General features: G+C 60.5%; 23 protein-coding genes. 9 read left to right on the top strand and 14 right to left on the bottom strand.

Features of this window, described 5'->3' with window-relative positions; all coding sequences use genetic code 11:
• Positions 1-31 precede the first annotated feature (31 nt).
• Genes K3175_RS12710 through K3175_RS12730 form a run of 5 tightly spaced genes read left to right on the top strand, consistent with a single transcriptional unit; the run spans position 32 to position 4,292 of the window.
• Positions 32-994, top strand: coding sequence for a DnaJ C-terminal domain-containing protein (locus K3175_RS12710; protein WP_221543741.1), 963 nt, complete (start codon positions 32-34; stop codon positions 992-994).
• Positions 948-2,024, top strand: a complete 1,077-nt coding sequence (locus tag K3175_RS12715) for a YihY/virulence factor BrkB family protein (protein WP_221543742.1) — start codon at positions 948-950, stop codon at positions 2,022-2,024. The genes K3175_RS12710 and K3175_RS12715 overlap by 47 nt, the downstream gene beginning before the upstream one ends.
• Positions 2,021-2,830 (top strand): enoyl-ACP reductase FabI, encoded by an 810-nt coding sequence (fabI, locus tag K3175_RS12720; RefSeq protein WP_221543743.1) that lies wholly within the window; start codon positions 2,021-2,023, stop codon positions 2,828-2,830. Before K3175_RS12715 ends, fabI begins: the two co-directional genes overlap by 4 nt.
• A gap of 6 nt (positions 2,831-2,836) precedes the next feature.
• Entirely contained in the window at positions 2,837-3,835 is a 999-nt protein-coding gene (locus tag K3175_RS12725; RefSeq protein ID WP_221543744.1) for an NAD-dependent epimerase/dehydratase family protein, read from the top strand.
• A complete protein-coding gene (locus K3175_RS12730) occupies positions 3,816-4,292 on the top strand; it encodes a GFA family protein (RefSeq protein WP_345719358.1) in 477 nt (158 codons plus the stop codon). Before K3175_RS12725 ends, K3175_RS12730 begins: the two co-directional genes overlap by 20 nt.
• A 10-nt stretch (positions 4,293-4,302) precedes the next feature.
• Here the strand turns inward: K3175_RS12730 and wecB are convergent, their stop codons facing one another.
• From wecB to K3175_RS12775, 9 genes are all read right to left on the bottom strand, one after another.
• Entirely contained in the window at positions 4,303-5,427 is a 1,125-nt protein-coding gene (wecB, locus tag K3175_RS12735) for a non-hydrolyzing UDP-N-acetylglucosamine 2-epimerase (RefSeq protein WP_221543745.1), read from the bottom strand.
• 41 nt (positions 5,428-5,468) lie between these two features.
• The gene (locus tag K3175_RS12740; protein WP_221543746.1) at positions 5,469-6,056 is read right to left on the bottom strand and encodes a hypothetical protein; all 588 of its coding nucleotides are present in this window, start codon (positions 6,054-6,056) and stop codon (positions 5,469-5,471) included.
• A gap of 104 nt (positions 6,057-6,160) precedes the next feature.
• A complete protein-coding gene (locus tag K3175_RS12745) occupies positions 6,161-6,706 on the bottom strand; it encodes a demethoxyubiquinone hydroxylase family protein (protein ID WP_221543747.1) in 546 nt (181 codons plus the stop codon).
• Positions 6,703-7,182, bottom strand: coding sequence for a disulfide bond formation protein B (locus tag K3175_RS12750; RefSeq protein ID WP_221544145.1), 480 nt, complete (start codon positions 7,180-7,182; stop codon positions 6,703-6,705). The genes K3175_RS12745 and K3175_RS12750 overlap by 4 nt, the downstream gene beginning before the upstream one ends.
• A 22-nt stretch (positions 7,183-7,204) precedes the next feature.
• The gene (locus tag K3175_RS12755; RefSeq protein WP_221543748.1) at positions 7,205-8,545 is read right to left on the bottom strand and encodes a S41 family peptidase; all 1,341 of its coding nucleotides are present in this window, start codon (positions 8,543-8,545) and stop codon (positions 7,205-7,207) included.
• A 116-nt stretch (positions 8,546-8,661) separates the two neighbouring features.
• Positions 8,662-9,834, bottom strand: coding sequence for a murein hydrolase activator EnvC family protein (locus tag K3175_RS12760; protein WP_221543749.1), 1,173 nt, complete (start codon positions 9,832-9,834; stop codon positions 8,662-8,664).
• Positions 9,835-9,852: 18 nt separating this feature from the next.
• Complete coding sequence (locus K3175_RS12765; RefSeq protein WP_221543750.1) at positions 9,853-10,275, bottom strand: 23S rRNA (pseudouridine(1915)-N(3))-methyltransferase RlmH; 423 nt, start codon at positions 10,273-10,275, stop codon at positions 9,853-9,855.
• Between the two features lie 100 nt (positions 10,276-10,375).
• Positions 10,376-10,735, bottom strand: coding sequence for a ribosome silencing factor (rsfS, locus tag K3175_RS12770; protein ID WP_224812833.1), 360 nt, complete (start codon positions 10,733-10,735; stop codon positions 10,376-10,378).
• Positions 10,736-10,864: 129 nt separating this feature from the next.
• Complete coding sequence (locus tag K3175_RS12775) at positions 10,865-11,524, bottom strand: nicotinate-nucleotide adenylyltransferase (protein ID WP_345719359.1); 660 nt, start codon at positions 11,522-11,524, stop codon at positions 10,865-10,867.
• A gap of 232 nt (positions 11,525-11,756) precedes the next feature.
• Between K3175_RS12775 and K3175_RS12780 the strand changes: the two genes are divergently transcribed.
• Positions 11,757-12,935 (top strand): M23 family metallopeptidase, encoded by a 1,179-nt coding sequence (locus K3175_RS12780; RefSeq protein ID WP_221543753.1) that lies wholly within the window; start codon positions 11,757-11,759, stop codon positions 12,933-12,935.
• A gap of 19 nt (positions 12,936-12,954) precedes the next feature.
• Positions 12,955-13,347: a bactofilin family protein gene (locus tag K3175_RS12785; RefSeq protein ID WP_221543754.1), complete on the top strand. Its 393-nt coding sequence runs from the start codon at positions 12,955-12,957 to the stop codon at positions 13,345-13,347.
• Between the two features lie 102 nt (positions 13,348-13,449).
• Here K3175_RS12785 and K3175_RS12790 read toward each other — a convergent pair whose 3' ends face one another.
• From K3175_RS12790 to K3175_RS12810, 5 genes are all read right to left on the bottom strand, one after another.
• Positions 13,450-15,120: a long-chain-fatty-acid--CoA ligase gene (locus K3175_RS12790; RefSeq protein WP_221543755.1), complete on the bottom strand. Its 1,671-nt coding sequence runs from the start codon at positions 15,118-15,120 to the stop codon at positions 13,450-13,452.
• A 92-nt stretch (positions 15,121-15,212) separates the two neighbouring features.
• Positions 15,213-15,935 carry a DUF1013 domain-containing protein gene (locus tag K3175_RS12795; RefSeq protein ID WP_221543756.1) on the bottom strand — a complete coding sequence of 241 codons (723 nt, stop codon included), beginning with the start codon at positions 15,933-15,935 and terminating at the stop codon, positions 15,213-15,215.
• 134 nt (positions 15,936-16,069) lie between these two features.
• The gene (locus tag K3175_RS12800; protein WP_247710885.1) at positions 16,070-17,053 is read right to left on the bottom strand and encodes a glycosyltransferase family 4 protein; all 984 of its coding nucleotides are present in this window, start codon (positions 17,051-17,053) and stop codon (positions 16,070-16,072) included.
• Positions 17,054-17,139: 86 nt separating this feature from the next.
• Positions 17,140-18,027, bottom strand: coding sequence for a UDP-2,3-diacylglucosamine diphosphatase (locus K3175_RS12805; protein ID WP_221543758.1), 888 nt, complete (start codon positions 18,025-18,027; stop codon positions 17,140-17,142).
• Between the two features lie 98 nt (positions 18,028-18,125).
• Entirely contained in the window at positions 18,126-19,139 is a 1,014-nt protein-coding gene (locus K3175_RS12810; RefSeq protein WP_247710886.1) for an NAD(P)H-quinone oxidoreductase, read from the bottom strand.
• 84 nt (positions 19,140-19,223) lie between these two features.
• Here K3175_RS12810 and K3175_RS12815 point away from each other — a divergent pair, with 84 nt between their 5' ends.
• The gene (locus tag K3175_RS12815; protein WP_425594846.1) at positions 19,224-19,436 is read left to right on the top strand and encodes a DUF1192 family protein; all 213 of its coding nucleotides are present in this window, start codon (positions 19,224-19,226) and stop codon (positions 19,434-19,436) included.
• Positions 19,437-19,565: 129 nt separating this feature from the next.
• The gene (clpA, locus tag K3175_RS12820; protein ID WP_221543759.1) at positions 19,566-21,935 is read left to right on the top strand and encodes an ATP-dependent Clp protease ATP-binding subunit ClpA; all 2,370 of its coding nucleotides are present in this window, start codon (positions 19,566-19,568) and stop codon (positions 21,933-21,935) included.
• The last annotated feature ends 51 nt before the right edge of the window (positions 21,936-21,986 follow it).

The following is a 21,986-nucleotide window of genomic DNA, read 5'->3' on the forward strand; positions in this document are numbered from 1 at the left end:
GTCGGCCACCGTCGCAACTAGCTAACACACCATGGCAGACCCCTACACCACCCTCGGCGTCACGCGTTCCGCGAACGAGAAGGACATCAAGAGCGCTTATCGCAAGCTGGCGAAAGAGCTCCATCCCGATCGCAACAAGGACAATCCCAAGGCATCAGAACGCTTTTCGGACGTGACCAAGGCGTATGACCTCCTGTCCGACAAGGACAAGCGCGCGCAGTTCGACCGCGGCGAAATCGACATGGAGGGCAATCCGACCAATCCCTTCGGCGGAATGGGCGGCGGTGGCGGCGGATTTCGCGGTGCCGGTGGCGGCCAGCGCGGGTTCCGGGCAGAGGATTTCCAGGGCTTCGGCACCGACCAGGGCGATCTCGGCGATATTTTTGAAGGGCTCTTCGGAGGCGGCGGCGCGCGCGGACGTGCGGGCGGCATGGGAGGCGATCCGTTCGGCGGCCGGCGGCAGCGCCCCCCGCAGAAAGGCGCCGACATCGCCTACACGCTGCGCGTGTCCTTTATCGACGCGGCGACGCTCAAGGACCAGCGGATCACGCTGGCCGACGGCAAGACAATCGATCTCAAGCTGCCCAAGGGCGTCGAGGACGGCACGCAGATGCGCCTCAAGGGCAAGGGCCAGCAGGGCCCCGGCGGCGCGGGCGACGGGCTGGTGACGATCAAGGTCGACAAGCACCGCGTCTACCAGCGGGACGGGTCCGACGTGCGCTTCGACCTGCCCATCACGCTCGACGAGGCGGTCAACGGCGGCAAGGTCCGGGTTCCCACTGTGGATGGTCCGGTGATGATGACGATCAGGCCTGGCACGAGCGGCGGTGCGGTGCTGCGCCTCAAGGGCAAGGGCTTCACCAAGAAGGATGGCAGCCGCGGCGATCAGCTGGTGACGCTCGAAATTCAGCTACCCGAGGATCTTGGAGAACTTGCCAAGCGGCTCGATGGGTGGAAGGACGAAAGCGACCCGCGCAGCAAACTCCAGGTGTAACCTGCCCCCAGCCGACCTACCCTCGACGAAGGAACGTGAGCGCCAGTCGCTTTCCCCCGAAGCCCGGCGGAAGGAGGCGTACCACCTCCGCGATCGAATCGAGGATCGCGTCGGTCCGGGCACCCGCGCGTGGGACGTCGCCAAGCGGACGCTGGTTGGCACTTATAACGACGGTTTCATTCACGCGGGCAATCTCGCCTATCTCGCCATGCTGGCGATTTTTCCGTTCTTTATCCTCGGCGCGGCTGTCTTCTCGGCCATCGGCGAGGAAAGCGAACGGGCCGCCACGATCAATGCGATTCTCTTCGCCCTCCCCCCGGTTGTCGGCAATGTGATCGAACCCGTCGCGCGCGATGTCATCCAGGCGCGCAGCGGGTGGCTGCTGTGGGCCGGTGCGCTGGTGGCGCTCTGGACGGTGGGCAGCCTGGTCGAGACGATCAGGGATATCCTGCGCCGCGCCTATGGCACGGAAGCCACGCATGCGTTCTGGAAATACCGCCTGCTGTCGGCAGGCGTGATCCTCGGCTCGGTTTTCCTGTTGATGATGAGCCTGATGGCGCAGTTCCTGATCGGAGCGGCGCAGGAAGTGATCCAGGCCTACTTTCCCCAGCTCGTCGATCGGATCCTCGATCTGCAATTGTCACGCATAGTCCCGGCGCTGGGCCTGTTCGGTTCGCTTTACCTGCTGTTCTATACGCTGACGCCATCGAAATACCGGCGGAACCGCTACCCCAAATGGCCCGGAGTGCTCCTGACCTCCATTTGGTGGATTGCAGTGACGACGCTGCTGCCCGCCGTATTGAAACAATTCTTTGCTTACGATCTCACCTATGGCGGCCTTGCAGGCGTAATGGTGGTGCTGTTCTTTTTCTGGCTTGTCGGACTTGGTGTGGTTATCGGCGCTGAATTGAATGCTGCGCTTGCTGAAACGCCGGAAGAAGAAATGAACCTGATCGGGCAGTCGGACAACCGCCGCCGGGCGCAGCTCAAACAGGAAATGATCGAAGAGCAGGAAGGAAAAGAGGAATGAGCGGTTTGATGGAGGGCAAACGTGGCCTCATCATGGGCCTCGCCAACGACAAGTCGCTGGCTTGGGGCATAGCCAAGCAATTGCGCGACCAGGGCGCCGAGATGGCGTTCTCCTATCAGGGCGAAGCGCTGAAGAAGCGCGTCGGTCCGCTTGCCGAACAGCTGGGCAGCGACTTCATCTTCGAATGCGACGTGTCGGACATGGACGCGCTCGACAGCGCCTTTGCCACGCTGAAGGAACGCTGGGACACCATCGACTTCGTCGTCCACGCCATCGGTTTTTCGGACAAGAGCGAGCTGCGCGGCAAATATGTCGATACCAGTCTCGACAACTTCCTGATGACGATGAACATTTCCGCCTACAGCCTGGTCGCGGTGGCCAAGCGCGCGCGCGAAATGATGCCGAATGGCGGCAGCATCCTGACGCTGACCTATTACGGTGCGGAAAAGGTCATCCCGCATTACAATGTGATGGGTGTCGCCAAGGCGGCGCTGGAAACTTCGGTCCAGTATCTCGCCAACGATCTCGGCCCCGAGGGCATTCGCGTCAACGCCATCAGCGCGGGACCGATCAAGACGCTGGCCGCCAGCGGGATCGGCGATTTCCGCTACATCCTGAAGTGGAACGAATACAATTCGCCGCTGCGCCGCAATGTCACGATCGAGGATGTGGGCGGCTCCGGCCTCTACTTCCTGTCGGACCTGTCATCGGGCGTGACGGGCGAAACGCATCATGTCGATGCCGGTTACCATGTGGTCGGCATGAAGCAGGAAGACGCCCCCGACATCGCGCTCGACAAGGGCTGACCGGCCATGCGCCTCCTCGTCACCGGCGCGGCCGGCTTTATCGGCGCCGCGGTAGCGGAGCGGCTGTGCGCCCGCGGTGACGAGGTTCTCGGGATCGACAGTCTCAACGACTATTACCAAGGCTCGCTGAAAGACGACCGGGTCGCCCGCGTTGAAGCCGCAGGCGGAGACAGATTCGCTTTCACGAAAGTCGACTTTTCGCGCTGGGAAGAGCTTTCCGCAGCGCTCGATGGCGAGGAATTCGACCGCATCGTGCATCTCGGCGCGCAGGCCGGCGTGCGGTACAGCATCGAAAATCCCCGCGCCTATGTCGAGGCGAATCTGATGGGCCACCTCAACCTGCTCGAGGTGGCACGCCATCGCGGGACGGCGCATATGGTCTATGCCAGTTCCTCTTCGGTCTATGGCGGCAATGACAAACTACCCTTCGCCGTAGAGGACCGGGCCGAGCATCCGGTCTCGCTCTATGCCGCGACGAAGAAGTCGGACGAGCTGATGAGCGAAACCTACGCCCATCTTTACCGCGTGCCGCTGACTGGGCTCCGGTTCTTCACCGTATACGGGCCGTGGGGCCGGCCGGACATGGCGCTGTGGCTGTTCACGGGCGCCATCCTGTCCGGGCGGCCGATCAAGGTCTTCAACCACGGCGAGATGTGGCGTGACTTCACTTTCGTCGACGATATCGTGAGCGGAGTGGTCGCTTGCCTGGACAGCGCGCCCGCCGATGACGGGGCGCAGAAGGCCGGCGGCAGCATGAAGCCGCACGCGCTATACAACATCGGCAATCACCGCAGCGAGAAGCTGACGCGGGTGATCGAGCTGATCGAACAGGCCTGCGGGACCAAGGCCGAAGTGGAACTGCTGCCGATGCAGGCGGGCGATGTCGAGAAAACCTATGCCGACATCGACGCGATCCAGCGCGATATCGGTTACCAGCCGACCACGGCGATCGAGCAGGGCATACCGCGCTTCGTGGAGTGGTACCGTGGGTATCACGGGGTTTGACTTTGATCCCCTCCAGCCGTTACGTTCTTTTTATGTTCTGACGGAAGAGGAGATCGCTATGCTGACCGGTGGATGCCAATGCGGTGAGATCCGCTACGAAGTAATAGGTGAAGCCGGCCATCATTCGCTGTGTCATTGCGCCGACTGCCGCGCTTCCTCCGGAGCTCCGGCTACCGCGTGGCTGGGCGTCCCCTCCGACATATTCCGCGTGACGAAGGGGAAGGCGACAGCCTTCAACTCCTCCGGTGCTTCGTGGAGGCATTTTTGCAGGACCTGCGGCACCGGCCTCTACTTCGTAAATGAACAGATGCTTCCCGGCATCGTCGACATCCAGTCTGCAACGCTGGACGACGCCCATCTCCATTCTCCAACAGTGCATATCCAGACTGCGGAGCGGCTCGGTTATATGCGTGAGCTCGCCAGCCTGCCCGAGTTCGAACGTTTTCCGGGGCCGTGAACTAGGTTTTTCAGCTGGCGTGCGCCAGCAGATCGCAGATGCGCTGGGCCGAGTTTCCGTCGCCGAAAGGATTATGAGCACGCGCCATGGCAGCATAGGCGGCCGGATCGTCGAGCAGACGCTCGGTCTCGCGCACGATGGTTTCGGCATCGGTGCCAACGAGGCGCGCAGTCCCGGCGGCCACGCCTTCGGGCCGTTCGGTCGTCTCCCGCATGACAAGCACCGGCTTGCCGAGCGCGGGCGCTTCCTCCTGCACCCCGCCGCTATCGGTCAGCATGATATGGCTGATGTCCAGCAGCTTGGCGAAATGCGGATAATCCAGCGGTTCGATCAGAGCGACATTATCGAGGCCTTCGAGTTCCGCGTTCATGACCGCGCGTACATTGGGATTGAGATGAACAGGGAAGATGAAGGCCACATCGCCGCGTGACGCCAGACGCCTGATCGCCTTTGCAATACCTTGCATCCCCTCACCGAAATTTTCGCGGCGGTGGCTGGTCACCCCGATGATCCGCTTGGCGGCAAACCGCTGCTCAAGATCCGAAAGCCCCGCTGCCAGTTCGGGTCGATCATCGATCTGCTGCGTCACCCATTTGAGCGCATCGATCACGGTGTTGCCGGTGACATGAACGCTTGCCGGAGCGATATTTTCTCGCAGCAGGGCATCGGCACTAGTCTGGGTGGGTGCGCAATGGAGTTTGGCGAAAGTCCCCACCGTGCGGCGATTTACCTCTTCCGGCCATGGCTGGTAAATGTCGCCGCTGCGCAGCCCTGCCTCGACATGACAGACAGCGATCTTGCGGTAGTAGGCGGCAAGAGCGCCCGCGAGGACAGTCGTCGTGTCGCCTTGCACCACCACCCAATCCGGCTTTTCCCGGTCAAGAACGCGGCCGATGCCGGTCAGCGCCCTGGCGGTCAGTTCGTCGAGCGACTGTCCATCCGTCATGAGATCCAAATCGTGGTGGGGTTCGATCCCGGCGATATCCAACACCTGATCGAGCATGCCGCGATGTTGCGCCGACACGCATACGCAGCTCTCGAACCGGTCATCCCGATCCAGCAGGTGGATCAGCGGAAAAAGTTTGATCGCTTCGGGACGTGTCCCGAAAATCGTAAGTATGCGGCGCCCGTCCATGGTGAAGCTCTGACAAACAAAGCTTCACCAGAAAAGCAAATTCAGCTTTCGGGGTCACCCGCAACAATTTTTGCATTGGGTTGCGGCAACTCGCTCTCATCGGGAGTCGGCGCATCGCGCTGCTCTTCGAGGCGCTGCATGTATTCGCGCTCGATCATCTCGACATCTTCTTGCGTGCGCTCGGCATCTTCATCGATAGTACTCAGACGATCCGCCCGCGCGGCGGCGATGACTTCGCCGAAGCGGACAGCGCTGGAATTTTCCTTGTCCGCATAAGCCTTGCGGATCATTTCCTGGGTACAGCCGGTCATGCCCCCGGCACCCACGGGCGAACAGGAGAGCGTTCCGAAAGAGCCCACCATTTCCAGCTGCTCCACACGCTCTGCCCAGCTCTGGGCCTGCGGACCATCGGTGAAACGCATGCTTTCCGGGATGCGAAAACGTTCGCTTTCCGCTTGGCGGGCACACACCACGATCGTTCCATCGTCACTGGTGGGGCAGGCATCATCGCCATAGACGATGACCATGTTGTAGCTTTCATCGCCGGTATCGACAGGCGTCTGAGCTTGTGCAGGGCCAGCGATGGCGGCAGCGCCGAAGGCGGCAAGGGCGAGCAGGGAACGGGTCATCGGATCCTCAATATTGCGTGAGCGGCATTAGGCAGCGCGCCGCGTGAACTGTCCATGAAGCGGGCGCTGTGAATGAAGCGAGTCAGGGGGCAGAAGCGTTCCCGCTATATCCGTTCGGAAATCTTGATCGCAGCCTTGCAGCCGAGCCGGATCAGGCCGGAAAGGACCGGATATCCCGGCGCGCGCTCCGCTCCGGCAGCCAGAGCGGCATCGCGGTGCTCGCGCTCGTCCTCGCGGAACTCTTCGATCATGCGGGCGAGTTCGGGATCTTCGTTCGTCGCCTCGAGCTGGTCGAGTTGCTGCGAATAGTGAAGGTCGATCTCGGTTTCGACGGCTGCGGTGCAGGCCATTGCCGCCTCGGGGCCGATCAACGCGGTGGCCGCACCAAGAGCGAAGCCTGCCTTGTCCCAGAAAGGTTGAAGCGCGGTGGGGCGGACGCGACGCCGCGCCATCAGCGCATCGAACTTGGCGCGATGCCCGGCTTCCTGCTCGGCCATACCAGCGATTTCCGCGGAATCCGGCGCGCGGTCACCCATGACGGCAAGCTGGCCCGCATAGATACGCGTCGCACCAAATTCCCCGGCCTGGTCGACACGGATCATGCGCGCGATATGCGGCGGAGTAACCTCGGTTATCGGCTGATCGGTCATGCGCGGCGATCCTTTCGGAGCTGGTTGAAGATGAAGAGGCTGGCCGCGGCAGAGATCAGGAAATTGAAACCTGCCAGGCTGATCCCGAAGAGCGTCCACGCCGGTTCGTCACAGCGCACGAGGGGCGAATTCATGATCGCATCCAGCGCGCTTTGACCGTCATCGGTCTGGGGTATCGCGGCACATGACGTGATGCCTTCCCACCAACCATATTCCACCCCGGCATGAAACAGGCCGATCAGGCCCGAAGTCAGAATACCGCCAGCCGCCAGTGCAACCCACAGGCGTTTGGGGGGCGTGAAAAACGAGAGCAGCGCCAGAGCAACTGCGGCAAAATGGGGCCAGCGCTGCCACCAGCACATCTCGCACGGATAAAGCCCGAACACATATTGCGATACATAGGCGCCCGCGAGAAGAAGCGCAGGCACGGCCAGCGCAGTCCGTTGAGCAAGGCGCAGATACGGGCTTTCGGTCATTTTCACCAGCTAGTGGCTAGCCTTACTTCCGGCGACTGGCAACGGAGTTGGGACTGGTCCTGCGCAGCGTCTCGACTGCATAATGCAGCTGGAAATCCTCGATTCCCTTTTGCTCGAGTTCTTCTGCGGTGAGCTGGAACCGCGGATCGGTTCGGGTATCGTTTTCCAGATCCTCGTCCTTGATACCCAATTCGTTGATCAGATGTCCGCGAAGATCGCTTTCCCGCATGGTGAATTTGCTGCGCTTGGCGAGATCCCGATCGGACAGCTGCGGGACGCGGATATCGGGCTTGATGCCGCCTTCCTGCACGGAATGGCCCGATGGGGTGTAATACCGTGCCGTCGTGAGCTTGAGCGCGGCATCGTTGCCCAGCGGCAGCAGCGACTGAACACTGCCCTTGCCAAAGCTCCGCTCGCCCATGACGACGGCGCGGCGGTGATCCTGCAGCGCCCCGGCGACGATTTCGCTGGCGGAGGCGGATCCGGCGTCGATCAGGACAACGATGGGAAGACCTTCGGCAATATCGCCCCGGAAGACCGTTTCGGCATCATAGCTGATCGATTCGCCACGAGCGCGCCCGCGCTGGGAGACGATCTGGCCGTCGGTCAGGAAGAGATCGGACAACGCCACGGCTTCATCGAGCGAACCGCCGGGATTGGACCGCAGATCGAGGACGAGGCCATTGAGCCGCCCGGTCGCTTGGCTTTGCAGATCCTTCCATGCGGCAAAGACGTCAGCACCGACATCGCGGGAGAATTCATTGACCATAATGTGGCCGATGTTCCCATCCTGCAATTCCCAGGTCACCGGCTCGAGTTCGATGACGCCGCGCGTGACGTCGACATCGAATGGTTCGTCCCGGCCCGGGCGATAGACGGTGAGGCGGATCGATGTGCCCGCCTTGCCGCGCATTCTTGCTACCGCTTCGTCGAGTTCCAGACCGTAAATGAGTTCGCCATCGATATGTGTGATGTAATCGCCGGCCTTGATTCCCGCCTTGTCAGCCGGACTGCCGCGGAAGGGCGAGATGATCTTTACCGCGCCGTCTTCACCGACAACCGACAGGCCAAGGCCCGAATAATTGCCGTCGATCATCGTTTCGAGCCGCTGAAGATCGGAACCGTCGAGATAGGCGGAATGCGGATCGAGTGCAGCGAGCATGCCGCTGATCGCGCCATTGATCAGCACGTCATCCTCGACCGGCTCTACGTAGCTCGCCTTGACCCGTTGATAAACCGCGAAAAGTTTGGAAAATTCCGGGCCAGCACTGCCTTCCACACGTGCCAGGCCCGCGGTGGTCGCAGGCACAAGTGCAACAGCGGTCACAAGGGCAGCCGAGCGGGCAAAAGCGGCGAATTTCATGAAATCTGGTCTCCGGGCATTGGCGCAAGTGTATCGCGCATGGTGCGTGAATGGAAGATGAGCCGAAAAGTGCCGGGCGCGCGACAGTTTTTCTGGCCGCGACGGAAAACCGGTGATCAGCGCGCGTATCGCTGCGGATCGACCGGCCTTCCTCTCCGGCGCAGTTCGAATGTGATTTCGGGGCGCGACGATGGTGCGAGGCCGAGAGGATATCCCGCCGATACTTCCTGGCCGGTCGCGACTCCAAGGCTGCCCAGCCCTGTCAGCACGCTGGTCCAGCCTTGGTTGTGATCGATGATGACGATATGGCCGTATCCGTCATAATCTCCGGCAAACGCCACTCGGCCATCGGCTGGGGCGACGACCTGGCCCTGAGGCCGCGATCCGATGGAGATGCCTACCTGCCTAGCCCCGCTTTCCGTGGTCTCGCCAAAGCGGGACATGACAGGCCCGACTACAGGCATGAGGTATGAGGAAGGGCTGCTTGCAGCACTCTTCGGCGGGTTTTCTGCGGCAGCCTTTGAATTCGCCCCGTCTCGATCGGTCGTCAGTTCAAGGCGCTGCACCAACGCATCCAGACTGCGCGATTCCTGCGCCAGTTCGAAGGCCCTTCTACGTTCGCGAGCGATTCCGCCTGCTGCTTGTTCTGCAACCACCCGGCCCTGTTCTGCTGCAGCGAGCAGATTCCGTCGCCGCACCGTCAACGCGCCTTGCGCCTTGCGGCGCTCCGCCAATATTTCGGCGCGGTCGGCGGCAAGCGAAGTCGTCCGATCGATATCCGCCCGCAAGCTGGCCGTCTGGCGCCGCACGTCGGGAAGCGTGCTTCCCAGAATGGCGCGCGTATGCACGACGTCCTGCAAACTTCCCGGCTGCAGTGCCGCAAGCACGAGGGGGCGCCGGCTGAAAGTCTCCAGAGCCGCGGTCAATTCCGCTGCGGGTTCGATTCGCGTGGCAAGATCGCGGGCGAGACGTTGCCTTTGCTGCTCAATCATGCCGAGTTCTGCTTCAGCTGCCGTTACCGCCGCTTCCGCCTGCTGGACGCGCGCCGCCAGCGCGGCAGCTTTTTTTCGGGCGGTCGCCGACGCCTCTTCGGCACGCGCCATCTCGGCCTCCAGTCGCTCTGCCCGAAGACGGGCGCTGCGTTGCTGAGTGCGTGCGCTGTCGAGCGCCCTTCGCGCCTCGACGGTTTGGCTTCGTCGCTCGACCGATTGTGCAGGTACTGGGGTAAACTCTTGAATCAGAAAAACAAACGCGGTGAGCGATCCGAGTATGACGAGCGGCCGGTTCATGACGTCACATCCCTCCCATCATCCGCTGCGGTGGTAAGGATGGCCAGCGATAATGGTCGTAGCGCGGTAAAGCTGCTCGGCCAGCATGGCCCTTGCCAGCAGGTGGGGCCAAGTGGCCTTGCCGAATGCCAGAAGCAAATCCGCCTCGTCGCGCGCGGCCTCGGAATGGCCATCTGCCGCACCGAGGATGAAGCGGCATTCGCGCATTCCCCCATCCCTCCAGCCTTCCAGAATTGCGGCGAGACTTTCGGACGAGAGATCCTTTCCTCGCTCGTCCAGCAAAACCGTTTTCAAAGGGGTTTGGGGATCGGGAATACGCCCGCCCGTTTCCGGTAGCTCGGTGAATTTGACCGGCCAAGTGAGGCGCTTCTCATAGCGCGCAACGAGATCCGCCTCGGGTGACCGGGCGATTTTTCCTCGTGCAATGATGTGAAGAAGCACGACTTAGCCCCTGATTTTCCGCAGCTCTCGCCCTTTTGTATGCGCCCGCGGCACGGCTGCGCCAAACGGTGCAGCCGGTCGATTAATCGGCAACGGCTGCTTACGCGGTTCCTGCGACTGGCGGAGCGTCCCCAAACGCCCACATGCGTTCGAGATTGTAGAAGCTGCGCACTTCCGGGCGGAACAGGTGTACGACGATATCGCCTGCGTCCAGCAAGACCCAGTCTGCAGCCGGAAGCCCTTCCAGCTTCACCGGCCCATATCCGTTCTGCTTCAGTTTTTCCGCGAGCTTCTGAGCAATGGAGGCCACCTGCCGAGTCGAACGACCCGAAGCAATCACCATGTAATCTGCGATCGAACTTTTGCCTCCGAGATCGATGGTCACCACATCCTGGGCCTGATCGTCATCGAGCTGCTTCAGGACGAAGTCGAGCATTTCCTGCTTGTCGGCATCAGTCATGCGAACGATTTTCGCACTTGTCGTTCCGGATGCAGCCGGATCTGTATGCGCCTGAGTCATAGGCGTTTATATCACTCCTGAATTGATAGGCCCCCGAGATAGGGAGCATCGGGGAAAGAGCAACGCGCATCATTGCGTGGCCGCTTCCCCTTCGGACGCGATCAGGCGGTGAGTCACCTGGTCTCGCGGAGACTTGCCGGCGTGGCGTGATGCCCAGTCGGGGTTGGCACGGCGTATTGCCGTGGCCGAACGCGGATCGGGATCGAAACGCAATGTCACCAGTGCCGGTGCGCTCCATTCGCCCCCGTGTCGAAAGCTGGCGAGCGGCACGCGAAAGTGCCGGAGCCAGGCCATCGCGGGGCTTGCGACAGCGGCAGCATCATAGCCCGGCCGCGCGACGACTGCAATCGGCATGAATTCCGCGATACCCCTCCAGTCACGCCAGCGGTGAAATTGCGCGAGATTGTCGGACCCCATCAGCCAGACAAATTCTCTTTTCGGGTAACGACGCGTGAGCGCACGAAGGGTATCGACGGTGAAACGCGTTTGAAACTGGCGCTCGATCGCAGTGACCCGGATCGGCGCCCTCTTCGCCTGCTCGACTGCGGAACGAAAGCGTGCGGAAAGCGGTGCCATTCCTTTCTTGGGCTTGAGCGGATTGCCCGGCGACACAAGCCACCAGATTTCGTCCAGCCCAAGCGCTTCAAGCGCGAAAAGCGAGATGCGTCGGTGCCCACCGTGGGCAGGATTGAAGCTGCCGCCAAGCAAGCCGATTTTCGAGTAGACCACTGTACTTACGAATCGGGTTTTTCGGATTGCAGCATCTCGCTGAGCTAGCATCTGCTCCGGCTGCTGTCAGGGCAATTACGCCAATGACGGGTCCACTACCCACACCGGACTGGCGCCTGCTCACTTGGCCCATCCCACAACGGCTCACCCCGCCGAACGCTCAACTCATGGATTCTATGGGAACCGGATTCGATTTCGTAAGGATTTGCGCGTAGCGAGTTTCCAGGGACTAATGACCAAGGGACGGGTCGTCTTGGATAACAAGCAATTACACCGCGGCTGGAAAAGCCGCATCGACGCATGGTTTCCGGATCGCGAGTTTTTCATGCGGTCGCAGGGGCAGGTGCGTTTCATCACCATATCTTCCGGCGTGCAAAAGGCCGCTGCGGCGACTGCCGCCTTGATCGTGCTGGTCTGGGCAGCATCGATGGCCGTGGCCGGATGGGCCCAATACAGCGCGAGCGCCGACCGGGACAGCCTCCTCAGCCGCGAAGCGCGTGTCGCAACTTCGGAAGAGCGTCTTGCCGCTTACGGCGACAATCTGGAAGCCGTTAGCAGTGATCTCGATCGCCGCATGGAATTCATCGAAGGCGTCGCGGAACTTCTGCCCGCTGACATGAAGATCGAAAACGTTAGCGATTCCTCAGGAGAGGCGGCAGCTACGGTCGAAAAGGTCAGCGCAGCATTTCCGCAGGCCACCGGGCTCGCCCGCATCGAAGCCCGCCAACTGGCGGTTGTCGAAGGCCTCACCCGCTATGCAGACTGGCGCGCGAAACGTGCAGCCGCTGCCCTCAAGAAACTCGAACTCAATCCCGACGCTGTGATCCGCCGTTCCGAACAGCAAGCGATGGGTGGTCCGCTCGAAGGGCTCGCCACCGATGCCGACGGCAAGATCGATCCGCGTTTCGAACGTCTGGGCCTTTCCATGGCACGGATGTCCGCGCTTGAGCAGGCGCTTGAAGGCGTTCCGCAGTTCGCTCCTGCCCGAAGGGACCTCATTTCCTCAGGCTTCGGCTATCGCCGCGACCCGTTCAACCGCCGGGCGGCTATGCACAAGGGCCTCGACTTCCGCGGCGCCGTGGGCACGCCGATCTATTCGGCAGCCAAGGGCCGTGTGAGCTTCGTCGGCTGGAAAGGTGGCTACGGCAAGACGATCGAGATCACCCACGGCAATGGCCTGATGACCCGCTATGCCCATATGTCGAAATTCAGCGCCAAGGTTGGCGATCAGGTCGAGGCTGGCAATACGATTGGCGCTATTGGCAGCACCGGGCGTTCGACCGGCCCGCACCTTCACTTCGAGGTCCGCATCAATGGCCGGGCCGTGAATCCCCGAACCTTCCTGGAGACAGCTCCTAATGTTCTCGAAGAAATCCGCCGAGCCCCAGAGCTCGACGACAATTCCCACTAATCCAGGACGCAGCGCTGCGATGGCTTCCAAGAATAATTCAACCTTTTCCGTCCTTGGTTCGGATCTCTCCATCAAGGGCGACATCAAGGCATCTGCCGATCTGCATATCGACGGGGACGTGGATGGTGATATCAGCTGCACCAGCCTCGTTCAGGGAGAAAGCAGCACGGTCACCGGCGCGGTCGAAGCAGAAACCGCACGACTCGCGGGTACGGTGGAAGGTTCGATTACCGCGCGTGAGCTCGTCATTTTGAAAACCGCAAAGATTACCGGCGACGTCTTTTACGACGCGCTTACGATCGAGCAGGGCGCGCAAGTCGAGGGCCGGTTTGCCCATCGCGATCCCAAGCGGAATGCAAAACAGTCTGCGCCCGAGGCCGAAGCTAAACCTGAGCTTCAGCTGGCAAACTGAAGGAAGTTTTACAGTTTAAGAAAAGGCCGCTCCTGCTTCACGCAGGGCGGCCTTTTGTTTTCCTGGAAGAGTTACGGGGCGGACGCAACAGCGTCGTCCGGTTCAGCCGAGCACTTCTGCCCTTAGCGCCTTGCGGTCTAGCTTTCCGATCATGGTCTTCGGCAAATCTTTGCGCAGCACGACCTGCTCTACACGTTCATGCTTGCCAATTCGGGAGTTGAGCCAGTCACGCAATTGATCGGCGGTCTCGGTCGCACCGGGATGCAGGACGACATAGGCATAGGGGCTTTCGCCCCGATAATCGTCCGGCTGGCCGATAACGAGGACTTCCTTGACCGCTACATGTTCAAGCAGGACATCCTCGACCTGGCTCGGGAAGACCTTGAAGCCTCCGACGGCGATCATGTCCTTGATCCGATCGACGATCTCCAGAAAGCCTTCATCGTCCATCACGGCGACATCTCCGGTGCGCAGCCACTTCTTGCCGCCTCTCATGACGAAAGTATCGTTTCCGGTATCCGGCTTGTTCCAATAACCGCGCATGATCTGCGGGCCGTGGACTGCCAGTTCGCCAGGTTCTCCCGGAGCAGCGAGTTTTTCCGGATTTTCCTTGTCGAGGAAGAGGACTTCGGTGCCCATGATGAGCTGCCCGATAGTGCCTTTTTTCCGAACTCCTTCATAGGGATTGGCAGACACCACACCGGAACTTTCGGTGAGACCATACCCTTCGACCACGCGTACTCCGGTGACTTCTTCAAATTTGGTATGGACTGGTGCGGGCATGGGCGCCCCGCCCGATATGCATACTCTCAGTGAGGAGATATCGGTCTTTCTAAGTTTGGGATGGTCGAGAAGTGCCTGAAACATGGTGGGCACACCGGGAAAACCAGTGGCTTTGTATTTCTCGATCGTCGCCAGCACCTGCCCGGCCTCAAACCGGGGCACCATGGCAATGGACGCGCCGGTCACCATGGCATGGTTGAGCAGGGCGGTGTTCGCAAAAACATGAAAGAACGGCAGCGCCCCCATGAATACTTCAGCGGTAGGATTTCCGAACGGATTGAGACCTGCCACCTGCTGGGCGTTGATCGCCAGCTGCGAATGGCCGAGCATAGCGCCTTTGGGGCGGCCTGTGGTTCCTCCGGTGTATTGAAGCAGCGCTATATCGTCCGCGGCGTCGATTTCAGGGAAATGCACGCCTTGGCTGCTTCCCAATACATCTTTCCAGCCCAGAATTTTACGCGAATAAGCGACCTTCGCGATCTTGCTGCGACCCAGGGTGCGTAGCGCGAGCCCCTTGTACCACGGCAGCATATCCGCGAGTGAACCGACGACGAGAGTCTCCAGCTGAGATTCCTCGAGCACGCTCGACGCGGTCGCGTATAGCTCCGGAACGTCGAGAGTAACCAACAGGCGCGTTCCGGAATCGGCGACCTGCCAGGCGAGTTCTTCTACCGTGTAAAGCGGCGAGAAATTCACCACGACGGCACCCGCCATCATCGCTCCATAATAGGCGGAAGCATAGATGGGCACATTCGGCAGGAAGAGACCGACCCGATCGCCGGGCCCTACCCCCTTCGCAATCAGCCCTGCGGCAAAGCTTCGGGCTTCTTCATAAATATCGCGATAAGAGAAAGTACGGCCGAGAAAATGCAGGAATGGCGCGTCCGGCGCTTTTGCAACGGTCTGCGCCAGGAAATCGGGCAAACTTTTCTCTTCGAATTTCGCGTCCCAAGGCGTGGGATGGTTATAAGTGTAGTTACTAACATCCATGTCAATAGCATGGCTGATCCATCCGCAAACGCAAGCAAAAAGGGCGTGAAAAGCAGCCGCCTTTCACGCCCTTTGCAATTGGGTGCGTTCGATCAGACTTCGGGCGCGCCCTCGCCCGCTTTCTCTGCCGCGCGCTTGGCTGTGAGCCATGCTTCCGCTTCGGCTTCCTGAGCCGCCTCGGCCGCCGCCTTTTCGTTGGCGTCACGCTCGGCGCGCAATTCCTCGATCAGCTTTTCGCGATCGCTGGTGCCGCTGGCAGCGACAGGTGCCTGTTCTTCGTCCGAAACGGGCAGATTCTTCGCTGCCTTCGCGACGACCGCATCCAGTTCACGCTGCGAACAAAGGCCGAGCGTTACGGGATCCTTGGGTTGGATGTTCTGGATGTTCCAGTGACTGCGCTCACGGATCGCACCGATGGTGTTGCGCGTCGTGCCGATCAGCTTCGAAATCTGAGCATCCGAAACTTCGGGGTGATTACGGATAAGCCACGCGATGCCGTCCGGCTTGTCCTGACGCTTGGATACAGGCGTGTAGCGCGGACCCTTGGTGCGGCTGACGGCGACAGGCGCGCGCTGCATCTTGAGGCGATAGTCGCTGTCCTTCTCGCCCTTGGCGATCTCGTCCTGCGTCAATTCCCCTGAATGCAGCGGGTCGCGGCCGGTATATTTGCTGCCGGCAAGGTCATCCGCCATGGCCTGCACTTCGAGGATGTGGAGGCCGCAGAATTCGGCGATCTGCTCGAAGGTGAGCCCGGTATTGTCGACCAGCCAGGTGGCAGTCGCATGGGGCATCAGCGGGGTGGGTTGGTCGGCCATGAAAGTGCCTTTTCTCGTATCGTAAAATAGAAGGGCCGCCCCTCTCGGAGCGGCCGTTGCCCTTACCATGTAGGTGAAATGGGCGGATTCGGCAAGCAAGTAGAACATACTGCCTTCTGGGGCGAACGATTCTGTCAGCCTGTCGCGGGCTCCGCGTCGAAAGCGGCCAGCCCGGCAAGGAACTGGTTGGTAGCCGCCGCCCAGCTGAATTTCGCTCCGTATTCGGCGCAAGCGTTGCGATCACAATAGAGCGCTGCATCTATCGCGCGGTCGAGATCTTCCGACAGGGCGCCGACTGCATCGATAACGATATCCTGAGGCCCTGCGACGGGAAAGGCAGCGACCGGTGTGCCGCATGCCAAAGATTCGATCATGACCAGTCCGAAGGTATCGGTTCTGCTGGGGAAAACGAATACGTCCGCCCCAGCATAGCAGCCAGCCAGCTCGCGCCCACTTTTGCGCCCGAGGAACACTGTTTCAGGATAGCGAGAGCGCAGGCTTTCAAGAGCGGGACCGTCACCGACGACCACTTTGCTGCCGGGATGGCCGGCGTCGAGAAAGGCTTCGATATTCTTCTCGACGGCGACGCGTCCCACATAAAGCTGGATTGGCCGAGGAAGGTCGGCGTATTCCGGCGGTGCGGGCGCAGCGGGATCGAAACAGGCCATATCCACACCGCGTGTCCAGTGATGCAGGCGGGTCAGCCCGTGAGTTCTCAGTTCCTCACGAATGCTCTCCGTGGCAACGAGAATACGGCGCGATGCGCCATGGAACCATTCGATGTAGCGCCAGAACCAACTCGCCGGGAGCCTGGTGCGTTTCGCAACGTAATCTGGAAACTGCGTGTGATAGGCAGTCGTGAAGGGAACTCCCGCCCGCTGACAATAGCGCCTTGCGGCTAGACCCAAAGGCCCCTCGGTCGCGATATGAATTGCGTCGGGTCCGAATTCGCGCAGCTTGGCGGAGATTGCACCCGGTCGCCCGAAGGCCAGACGGATTTCGGGGTAGGTCGGGCACGGGAGGGACATGAACTGGTCCGGCGACAGCACGAGGACTTCATGCCCATGCTCTCTAAGCAATTCGCAAGTGGTCGTCAGCGTACGGACCACCCCGTTCATCTGTGGTGCCCAGGCGTCAGTGACGAGCGCAATGCGCTTCAAACTTCGGGGGGCGGAAGAGATGAAGGTGCCGACGTCGGCTGGGATCACGCGGCTGCCCGCTCTCTTCCAGCATCCCGGACTTGTCGTGCGGCGACCTCGTCCGGCCAGTGCAGCAGCTCCATCGTGCCATCGAAATGCTCGACCAATGCGTTGCATCCTTCCACCCAATCCCCGTCATTGTAGTAGGAAACGGTTTTGCCCTCGTGGGAGAACTCGCGAATTTCAGCGGTATGGATGTGCCCGCACACCACCCCGTCGACACCACGCTCCCCTGCGGCGCGCGCCACCACCTCCTCGTATTTGGAGATGAATTCGACGGCGTTCTTCACCTTGTGCTTGGCGGCCTTGCTGATCGACCAATAAGGCAGGCCGAGCAGCTTGCGGACGCTGGCCACCCAGCCGTTGAGCTTCATCATCATGTGATAAAGAGCATCACCAACGAAGGCGAGCCAACGGTGAGCGAGCATAATGGTGTCGAATTCGTCGCCGTGAAGCACCAGCAGGCGCCTGCCGTCGACCGTATCGTGAAAGGCCGCGCGCGCTATCTCGACCCCGCCGAAATTCATGCCCGAGAACGGACGGATCATTTCGTCATGATTGCCGGGAATATAGACGATGCGGGTCCCGCGGCGGGCCCGCTTCAGAATGCGCCACACAATATCATTGTGTTCCGCCGGCCAATAAACCTTCTTCTTGAGCCGCCAGCCATCGATAATATCGCCTACGAGATACATCGTGTCGCTATCGGTATGGTCGAGAAAATCGATCAGCAGTTCCGCATTGCAGCCCTTTGTCCCGAGGTGCACGTCACTGATCCATATGGTGCGATATTTACGCCGCTCGCCGATGAGGCGTTCGGGTACCGACGGCTGGACGAGCGGGAAGCCCGCGACGTTGGGAAAGTCGGAAAGGTCTTTCGGCAGTTCGGTCATGGGTAATCCCCCGAAGCTCTCGGGAAATCCATGGCATGCTAATGTTACAGCAGAATCTCGGTTGCGTTACGGTTCCGAGGCCTTGCGACAGTTTGGTGTCAATCCTCCGCACGGACCTCGAGAACGATCTTCCCGATATGATCGCCCTCTTCCATCCGCGCATGTGCTGCAGCGGCATCGGTCAGAGCGAATGTCTGGTCCATGACTGGCGCGACGGTCCCGTCCTCGAACAACGACCAGACATTCTTGCGGATTTCATCACCGAGAAGCGCTTTGAATTCGTCCGACCGCGGGCGAAGCGTCGAACCGGTCATCGTCTGGCGCTTACTCATCAGTTTGGCCATATTGATCTCGGCCTTGGCTCCTCCGAGCGCAGCGATGGTAACGTGCCGCCCCTCTACCGCAAGACAATCCAGATTTCGCTGAACGTAATCGCCCGACACCATATCGAGGATGACGTCAGCACCCCGACCATTCGTGAATTCATTGACCTTTCTGACGAAATCTTCAGTCTTGTAATTCACGGCAAGGTCCGCGCCTAACTCCTTGGCAGCCCTACATTTCTCCTCGCTCCCCGCAGTTGTGACCACCCGTAGAGCGTAGGCTTTAGCCAACTGGATTGCCATAGTGCCGATGCCGCTCGTGCCGCCATGCACAAGCAGCGTCTCGCCATCCATAGCGAAGCCCCGCTCGAACACATTGTGCCAGACGGTGAAGAGCGTTTCCGGAATGGCAGCAGCCTGATCCATGTCCATATTCGCGGGCACAGAAAGGCAGTGCCGCTCGTGCGCGATGCAATATTCGGCATAGCCACCGCCATTGACCAGCGCACACACCCTGCGGTTCAGCATTTCCGGGGCGACCCCCTTACCGATCGCGACAACTTGGCCGGAAACTTCCAGCCCCGGGATAGGCGAGGCTCCGGGAGGCGGGGGATAGGACCCCTTGCGTTGGAACACGTCCGGCCTGTTTACCCCTGCATGGCTGACTTTGATCAGAACCTGATTTTCGCCAGCTACCGGTAACGCCAACTTCTCGCTGCGCAGAACTTCGGGTTCGCCTGGCTCGTCAAATCCCATGGCGGTCATCGTTTCAGGTAGTTCGGTCGCCAAGAATGCCCCTCCGTTGCCAAGAATATGGCGGTTGAACGGTGCATTACCCCGCAGGCGTGTTGACAGCAACCGGGCTCGGTACGAATGTGTCTCGCGATGGAAGAGGACGATCGTCCGCGCCTTAAGGGCGATTCCGCGAGCAAGCTCGCCGCAGAAGATCTCGCCCCCTATTCCCAGGACGAACTCGACGAACGGATTGCCTTGCTCGAGGCCGAGATAGCCCGCGTCAAATCGCACCGTCTCAAGGCCGCCGCACATCGCGATGCCGCCGAAGCATTGTTCGGACGCAAGGACTAGCCGCGGTGCAGGGTCTTCAAACCTGTCGCTTGCCCCCCATATTGCCTCATACAGCTTTGGCTAACTTTCGCCGCTTAAGCTGCCCTCATCTCGCACTGCCGCGAGCCCTTCGGAAAAGCAGAGACGCACATGCCCAGTTTTGCCGCCAACCTTGAAAAGACCCTCCACGCCGCGCTGACCGACGCGGGCGAGCGGCGTCATGAGTACGCCACGTTGGAGCATCTCCTGCTCGCGCTGATCGGGGACGAGGATGCAGCGCAGGTGATGGCCGCTTGCGGTGTGGATACCGACGAGCTGATGGCGGTCGTGAAGCAGTATCTCGAGCAGGAATATCAGTCGCTGAAAAGCGAGGATGGCGCCGATCCGCAGCCCACGGCTGGTTTCCAGCGGGTGATCCAGCGTGCCATCCTGCACGTCCAGTCCTCGGGCAAGGACACTGTCACCGGTGCCAATGTTCTCGTCGCCCTGTTCTCGGAACGCGATAGCTACGCCGTCTACTTCCTTCAGCAGCAGGATATGAGCCGGCTTGATGCGGTAAGTTACATCAGTCACGGGATCGGCAAAGGCGGCAAGCAAGCAGACAGCAAGCCGCCCCAGGGTGCCGAGGATACCCAAAGCGGAGAACCGGGCGTCGAGAACGGAAAGAGCGACAAGAAGGAAACCGCTCTCGACCAGTTCACCGTCAATCTCAACAAGAAGGCAGAAGACGGCAAGGTCGATCCGCTGATCGGCCGCGGGCCCGAAGTCGATCGCACCGTGCAGATCCTCTGCCGCCGTTCGAAAAACAATCCGCTGTATGTGGGCGATCCCGGAGTAGGCAAAACCGCGATTGCGGAAGGCCTGGCTCGCAAGATCGTCGAAGGCGATGTGCCCGAAGTGCTTGAAGAGGCAGTGATCTATTCGCTTGATATGGGCGCGCTGCTTGCCGGAACGCGCTATCGCGGCGATTTCGAGGAGCGGCTGAAGCAGGTTGTCAATGAACTCGAAGGCATGCCCGAGGCGATCTTGTTCATTGACGAGATTCATACAGTCATCGGTGCCGGCGCCACCAGCGGCGGGGCGATGGATGCCTCAAACCTTCTGAAGCCCGCTCTTTCGAGCGGGGCGATCCGTTGCATCGGATCGACTACCTACAAGGAGTTTCGGAACCACTTCGAGAAGGATCGGGCGCTGCTGCGCCGGTTCCAGAAAATCGACGTGAACGAACCGACGATCGAAGACACGGTGGCCATCTTGAAAGGTCTGCGCAGCGCTTTCGAGGATCATCACAAGGTCAAATACACCTCGGACGCAATCAAGACTGCGGTCGAACTTTCGGCGCGCTATATCAATGACCGCAAGTTGCCGGACAAGGCAATCGATGTGATTGACGAAGTGGGCGCGATGCAGATGCTGGTTCCCCCAAGCCGCCGCAAGAAGAAGATTACTTCGAAAGAGATCGAAGCCGTCATTGCCACCATGGCGCGTATACCGCCCAAATCAGTGTCGAGCGATGACAAGAAGGCGCTTCAGAATCTTGATCGCGATCTCAAGCATGTCGTCTTCGGGCAGGATGCCGCGGTCGACAAGCTGGCTACGGCAATGAAGCTGAGCCGTGCTGGGCTGCGAGACCCGGACAAGCCGATCGGCTCGTTCCTCTTCTCGGGCCCAACGGGCGTCGGCAAGACCGAAGTCGCGCGCCAGCTTGCCAGCATCATGGGCATCGAGCTCAAGCGGTTCGACATGTCGGAATATATGGAGCGCCACAGCGTATCGCGGCTGATCGGCGCACCTCCGGGCTATGTGGGATACGATCAGGGCGGACTGCTGACCGATGCGATCGACCAGAACCCGCATTGCGTTCTCCTGCTCGACGAGATCGAGAAGGCGCACCCGGACCTGTTCAACATTCTGTTGCAGGTGATGGATAACGGCCGCCTGACCGATCATCATGGCAAGACCGTGGACTTCCGCAATGTGGTGCTCATCATGACCACCAATGCCGGTGCGTCCGATATGGCAAAGCAGGGTATCGGCTTCGGTGACGTATCGCGCGAAGATGCCAGCGAGGAAGCGGTGAAACGCATGTTCACGCCTGAATTCCGCAACCGTCTCGATGCTATCGTACCCTTCAGCTATCTCGGCAAGAGCACGGTGGCGCGCGTGGTCGACAAGTTCATTCTCCAGCTTGAACTCCAGCTTGCTGAGCAGAATGTCGACATCCAGTTCGACAAGGAAAGCCGCGCCTGGCTGGCCGACAAGGGCTACGACAGGCTTTATGGCGCTCGTCCGATGGGCCGCCTGATTCAGGAAAAGATCAAGCAGCCCCTGGCTGAAGAACTGCTGTTCGGAAAGCTGGCCGATGGCGGCGAGGTCGCGGTTACAATGAAGGACGGAAAACCGTCCTTCGAACTCACCCCGGCGCCGCCAAAATCGAAACCGAAGAAGAAGGCAGCTGGCAACGAAAAGCCCGATGCCGATGCGAGCGAGAGCAGTGGATCCGGCGACGGCGAAAGCTGATTGCCATCCGAACTTCCAAGAGGGGTCGACGCCGGTCGGCCCCTTTTTTGC

This window comes from Qipengyuania aestuarii (assembly GCF_019711535.1).
Classification (GTDB): Bacteria; Pseudomonadota; Alphaproteobacteria; order Sphingomonadales; family Sphingomonadaceae; genus Qipengyuania; species Qipengyuania aestuarii.

What these genes read in the sequence shown, in the direction of transcription:
- K3175_RS12785 (WP_221543754.1), top strand. Translation starts at nt 12,955, where the DNA reads ATGGCTTCCAAGAATAATTCAACCTTTTCCGTCCTTGGTTCGGATCTC.
- K3175_RS12815 (WP_425594846.1), top strand. Translation starts at nt 19,224, where the DNA reads ATGTGTCTCGCGATGGAAGAGGACGATCGTCCGCGCCTTAAGGGCGAT.
- K3175_RS12795 (WP_221543756.1), bottom strand. Translation starts at nt 15,935, where the DNA reads ATGGCCGACCAACCCACCCCGCTGATGCCCCATGCGACTGCCACCTGG.
- K3175_RS12805 (WP_221543758.1), bottom strand. Translation starts at nt 18,027, where the DNA reads ATGACCGAACTGCCGAAAGACCTTTCCGACTTTCCCAACGTCGCGGGC.
- K3175_RS12715 (WP_221543742.1), top strand. Translation starts at nt 948, where the DNA reads ATGGGTGGAAGGACGAAAGCGACCCGCGCAGCAAACTCCAGGTGTAAC.
- K3175_RS12750 (WP_221544145.1), bottom strand. Translation starts at nt 7,182, where the DNA reads ATGACCGAAAGCCCGTATCTGCGCCTTGCTCAACGGACTGCGCTGGCC.
- rsfS (WP_224812833.1), bottom strand. Translation starts at nt 10,735, where the DNA reads ATGACTGATGCCGACAAGCAGGAAATGCTCGACTTCGTCCTGAAGCAG.
- wecB (WP_221543745.1), bottom strand. Translation starts at nt 5,427, where the DNA reads ATGGACGGGCGCCGCATACTTACGATTTTCGGGACACGTCCCGAAGCG.
- K3175_RS12725 (WP_221543744.1), top strand. Translation starts at nt 2,837, where the DNA reads ATGCGCCTCCTCGTCACCGGCGCGGCCGGCTTTATCGGCGCCGCGGTA.
- K3175_RS12710 (WP_221543741.1), top strand. Translation starts at nt 32, where the DNA reads ATGGCAGACCCCTACACCACCCTCGGCGTCACGCGTTCCGCGAACGAG.
- fabI (WP_221543743.1), top strand. Translation starts at nt 2,021, where the DNA reads ATGAGCGGTTTGATGGAGGGCAAACGTGGCCTCATCATGGGCCTCGCC.
- K3175_RS12740 (WP_221543746.1), bottom strand. Translation starts at nt 6,056, where the DNA reads ATGACCCGTTCCCTGCTCGCCCTTGCCGCCTTCGGCGCTGCCGCCATC.
- K3175_RS12745 (WP_221543747.1), bottom strand. Translation starts at nt 6,706, where the DNA reads ATGACCGATCAGCCGATAACCGAGGTTACTCCGCCGCATATCGCGCGC.
- K3175_RS12800 (WP_247710885.1), bottom strand. Translation starts at nt 17,053, where the DNA reads ATGAACGGGGTGGTCCGTACGCTGACGACCACTTGCGAATTGCTTAGA.
- K3175_RS12755 (WP_221543748.1), bottom strand. Translation starts at nt 8,545, where the DNA reads ATGAAATTCGCCGCTTTTGCCCGCTCGGCTGCCCTTGTGACCGCTGTT.
- K3175_RS12780 (WP_221543753.1), top strand. Translation starts at nt 11,757, where the DNA reads ATGACCAAGGGACGGGTCGTCTTGGATAACAAGCAATTACACCGCGGC.
- K3175_RS12790 (WP_221543755.1), bottom strand. Translation starts at nt 15,120, where the DNA reads ATGGATGTTAGTAACTACACTTATAACCATCCCACGCCTTGGGACGCG.
- clpA (WP_221543759.1), top strand. Translation starts at nt 19,566, where the DNA reads ATGCCCAGTTTTGCCGCCAACCTTGAAAAGACCCTCCACGCCGCGCTG.
- K3175_RS12760 (WP_221543749.1), bottom strand. Translation starts at nt 9,834, where the DNA reads ATGAACCGGCCGCTCGTCATACTCGGATCGCTCACCGCGTTTGTTTTT.